The organism is Vibrio penaeicida (genome assembly GCF_002933855.1).
In the GTDB taxonomy this organism is placed as follows: Bacteria; Pseudomonadota; Gammaproteobacteria; order Enterobacterales; family Vibrionaceae; genus Vibrio; species Vibrio penaeicida_A.
On the sequence record NZ_BFAQ01000087.1, the window covers coordinates 1 to 3,414 of the forward strand.

Annotated in this window: 5 protein-coding genes; 4 read left to right on the forward strand and 1 reads right to left on the reverse strand. The window is 44.7% G+C overall.

What is annotated here, in order from left to right; all coding sequences use genetic code 11:
* Positions 1-299: 299 nt before the first annotated feature.
* Positions 300-929 (reverse strand): LexA family protein, encoded by a 630-nt coding sequence (locus VPNCDNU1_RS28455; protein WP_104403495.1) that lies wholly within the window; start codon positions 927-929, stop codon positions 300-302.
* A 100-nt stretch (positions 930-1,029) separates the two neighbouring features.
* Here VPNCDNU1_RS28455 and VPNCDNU1_RS28460 point away from each other — a divergent pair, with 100 nt between their 5' ends.
* The 4 genes from VPNCDNU1_RS28460 to VPNCDNU1_RS28475 all read left to right on the forward strand — a co-directional run.
* Positions 1,030-1,215 (forward strand): Cro/CI family transcriptional regulator, encoded by a 186-nt coding sequence (locus VPNCDNU1_RS28460; RefSeq protein ID WP_104403496.1) that lies wholly within the window; start codon positions 1,030-1,032, stop codon positions 1,213-1,215.
* A 20-nt stretch (positions 1,216-1,235) separates the two neighbouring features.
* Positions 1,236-1,838 (forward strand): hypothetical protein, encoded by a 603-nt coding sequence (locus VPNCDNU1_RS28465; RefSeq protein ID WP_104403497.1) that lies wholly within the window; start codon positions 1,236-1,238, stop codon positions 1,836-1,838.
* Entirely contained in the window at positions 1,835-2,773 is a 939-nt protein-coding gene (locus VPNCDNU1_RS28470; protein WP_104403498.1) for a replication protein, read from the forward strand. The genes VPNCDNU1_RS28465 and VPNCDNU1_RS28470 overlap by 4 nt, the downstream gene beginning before the upstream one ends.
* A 13-nt stretch (positions 2,774-2,786) precedes the next feature.
* On the forward strand, positions 2,787-3,414 hold a 628-nt coding region (locus VPNCDNU1_RS28475; RefSeq protein WP_104403499.1), incomplete at its 3' end, for a replication protein P.

Genomic DNA, 3,414 nt, shown 5'->3' on the forward strand with positions numbered 1-3,414 from the left:
CCATAGTTACTATGCATGGGGTAGTCATGGATACACTCCTTAGACAAAGTCCAAAAGCGAATGTGTTCCCATTACTGCTATAAAGTAGAGGTATTCGAGGAGTTGCTTATGTATTGCATACAATATGAGCGTCCACGAAAATAAGGTTCTCTATAAATGCGAACTAATAAATGAGTTTAGAGGGCTAAACTAAAGGTGTCAATAAAAAGTTTAAAAAACAAAACTAGTGTTAAATTCTCTAAACTGTGACAAAAGAAAACCCGCGGATGGCGGGCTTATGGGAAATTATTTTGAATGATTTAGAAGGTGCGACCACCAAAAATTATCACTCCAAGGATAAAACTCTCTTCTATAGGGACCAATTGCTCAGGCCAATTAGGGTTATTAGGCTTTAGGAATAGGCGTTTGCCCTCAATTATAAGCTGCCGAAAGGTTACTTCTTCTTCGCCTTCTATGATTGCAATGACATACTTTCCATTAGTTTTGTCTGCTTCTGGGTCAACAAAAATTAAGTCTCCATCATTAAAGATAGGCTGCATGCTAACGCCCTGAACTTTTAGTACAAATGTACTGTCACTACAGGAAACAGGGCATCTAAATCTGGTATTGTCTTCTAAGTTAAAGTCGAAGTTTCCTCCAACCTGTCTAGCTTGAGTCCAACTCAGCAGCGGGTAACTGCCTACCAAGTCAGATTCGCTCCTAACATTTGATATAGCAAAGTTATTGGGAGCTCCCTTTCCTGAAAGTAACCAATCTGCCTGACAATCAAGTGCTTTGGATAATGCGAGAATATAACCGCCACCGGGTTTAGCAATTCCATTAAGCCACTGACTCACAGTGCCCTTTGATGCCCCTGTTAATTTTGCTACGTCGACTGCACGTAGACCAGAAGCATTCATTCTTTGTTTTATACGATCTGATGTGTCCATAGTTAAGAAGTCTAAACCCTTTTCGGTTTGTTTTTATAGACTGATATGTTTAATGTGCTAAACTTTTTCAGGTGGTATAGATCTCTCACGGGAGGAATCCATGAAGAAACAAGACACAATTAAGTATTTTGGCAGCGCTACCAATTTAGCTAGGGCACTCGATATTACTCTACCTTCTGTATCTCAATGGAAGAACGTAATTCCTGAGAAACAAGCACTTAGGTTAGAGAAGATCACCAATGGTGCTTTGAGGTACGACGCTACTTTATATGTGAAGACAGCTTAGCTGCTTCGGGAGAAGGCGCCATGAAACAGCAATCACGCCTTAGATTGTTGAACTCGGCAATCAACAATTGGCTAGAGTTACCTAAAACCAGCCGCGCGACTATTACCGCTGAAATCATTGAGGTCGTTGAACGAATAGGGCTAACTTCCGTCTTGGAAGAGCAGGGCATTACGTTTAACCAAAGCGATGACATTTACAATGATATGAGGGTGAATGCTCAAAAGCTTTTTCGGTGGCTTGGACACTATGATGGTATCCATGATTTCAAAGATCGTATCTGGGATATTGAACAAGCCATAGTGGCAGCACTGCCATGTGACATCCGTATCCAATATCTCAATGACGTCTATGCGTTACCCGATTTATACATAGGGACGACATCTCAGCAAAAAGATCATCTCAATTGTGACCGGATAGCGGCGTCACTCACGAAAGAAAATATGGAGGCTCAGCTTTCCGTCATTGAACTACGAGACAACCCTGAGTCATCCCCCTCCATATATAAAGCTCATCGAGAACTGAAAGAGTCCGTTGCCACTACTTTGGCTGCCATCGACGTTCTTGAACACCATTACCCTGAATTGTCCAACTTACACGATAACCACGGAAGGAGGAGACTATGAATGCTCAAATCGAAAATATCGTTGTATTCCCCCAAAGTGAACAGGAAACCGTGCACAAAGCATCGCTAAAAGAGGGCTATTATCAGGTCGCGAATCAAATAGGGTTGGCCTTGTGCAAAGTTTCATTAAGCAGTCGGGAAAGCCGATTGGTTCAGGCGATCTTGTTTAAGACCTTTGGATACCATAAATCTTCAGATTGGATTTGTTATGAACAACTGAGCGAGCTGACAGGGATCGATGGAAGCAATATTGGTAAGGTGAAAGCCTCGTTGATTAACCGCCGGATCTTACTGCGTGATGGTAAGAAAATTGGCATCAATCCAGTGACATCGCAGTGGGTAATGAATATCAGAAATGGCTCAACTCGGTCAGCTCAAAGAGAAACCCAACCTTTAAGCGGGATGTGTGAGGAAGAAAAAAGAGTCAGAACCGACTCATATCAGAGTCAAAAACGACTCAAAAAGTCTCCCTCGGACAGCGCACAAAAAGAGTCAAAATTGACTTTCGAAAAAGTCGAAATTGACTCACAGAAGAGTCAGTTTCGACCCCCACAAAAGAAAAACACTCTACAAAAAACAAATATAAAAGATCTGTCTACAAACTCTTCTCATCGGAAGAAACCCAAATTGTTTAAAGCGTTCTTTGATGCTTATCCGGCTCATCGAAAAGGAGGATCCGATGCCCATGTTTGGAAGGTTTGGAAAGCCGAAAGGCTAACGGAAATCGATGCCAAGCTCGCGTTGGAATGGTTGCAGATGGCCGCTCGTCAAAGTCGGGATTGGGAGCGCCAATCTGGATGCCCGTTTGTGGTCGGTATTACTCGGTTTGTCCGAGAGAGGCGCTGGTTGACCCCCCTGCCCATCACGCAAAAACGCTATTCGCCACCGGATTTCCACAGTGGGGATACAAGTTGGGCGGATGATCTAGGCTGGTAGGTAGAGGCTTGTCATGAAGAGCATTTCGACGTTGGGTGGCAAGTTTGGTAACACCGCTTCGACAAGGAGCAACCATAAGCATGCTGCGGTGTGTCGTGAGCCGAGTACAGCACGGCAAACTGAGGCAGCGAACGTCGTCAATGCGTTGTTCATTGAGCTGCAAGCCATTTTTCCAGCATGGCGACATTCATTGCCTGACGAAGACACGCTCAATCAAGTCAAGCGCACATGGACCAAAGGTTTTTTGGAAAATAACATCGTGACGCAGGTGATGGTGCAGCAAGGTTTAAGACGGGCGAGGCAAAGTGGCTGTGCGCACTTCCCAAGCGTTGGACAGTTCATTGAATGGTGCGTGGATTGCCATGAACGTTTTGGTATCCCAGCTCAGCGTAATGCGTATCTCGAAACTTGCAGCCATGCCAGTGATCCACTCAGTCACCGTTGGTCACATCCTGGCGTGTATGTCGCAGGTATGAATACAGGGTGGTTTGTACTGAGGATACAGCCTGAATCGTATACATATCCGATCTTTGTGCAGTGCTATGGGCAAGTTCTGCAACGGGTGATAGCAGGGGAGTCGTTTGAAGGTGCGATACCCAAAGCGCTGCCTGAAAGACCCGTCGGCTCACCCACTAGCCGAG

Bases quoted from the DNA above. Each gene is read 5' to 3' on its own strand.
- VPNCDNU1_RS28455 (WP_104403495.1), bottom strand. From the start codon at position 929: ATGGACACATCAGATCGTATAAAACAAAGAATGAATGCTTCTGGTCTA.
- VPNCDNU1_RS28460 (WP_104403496.1), top strand. From the start codon at position 1,030: ATGAAGAAACAAGACACAATTAAGTATTTTGGCAGCGCTACCAATTTA.
- VPNCDNU1_RS28465 (WP_104403497.1), top strand. From the start codon at position 1,236: ATGAAACAGCAATCACGCCTTAGATTGTTGAACTCGGCAATCAACAAT.
- VPNCDNU1_RS28470 (WP_104403498.1), top strand. From the start codon at position 1,835: ATGAATGCTCAAATCGAAAATATCGTTGTATTCCCCCAAAGTGAACAG.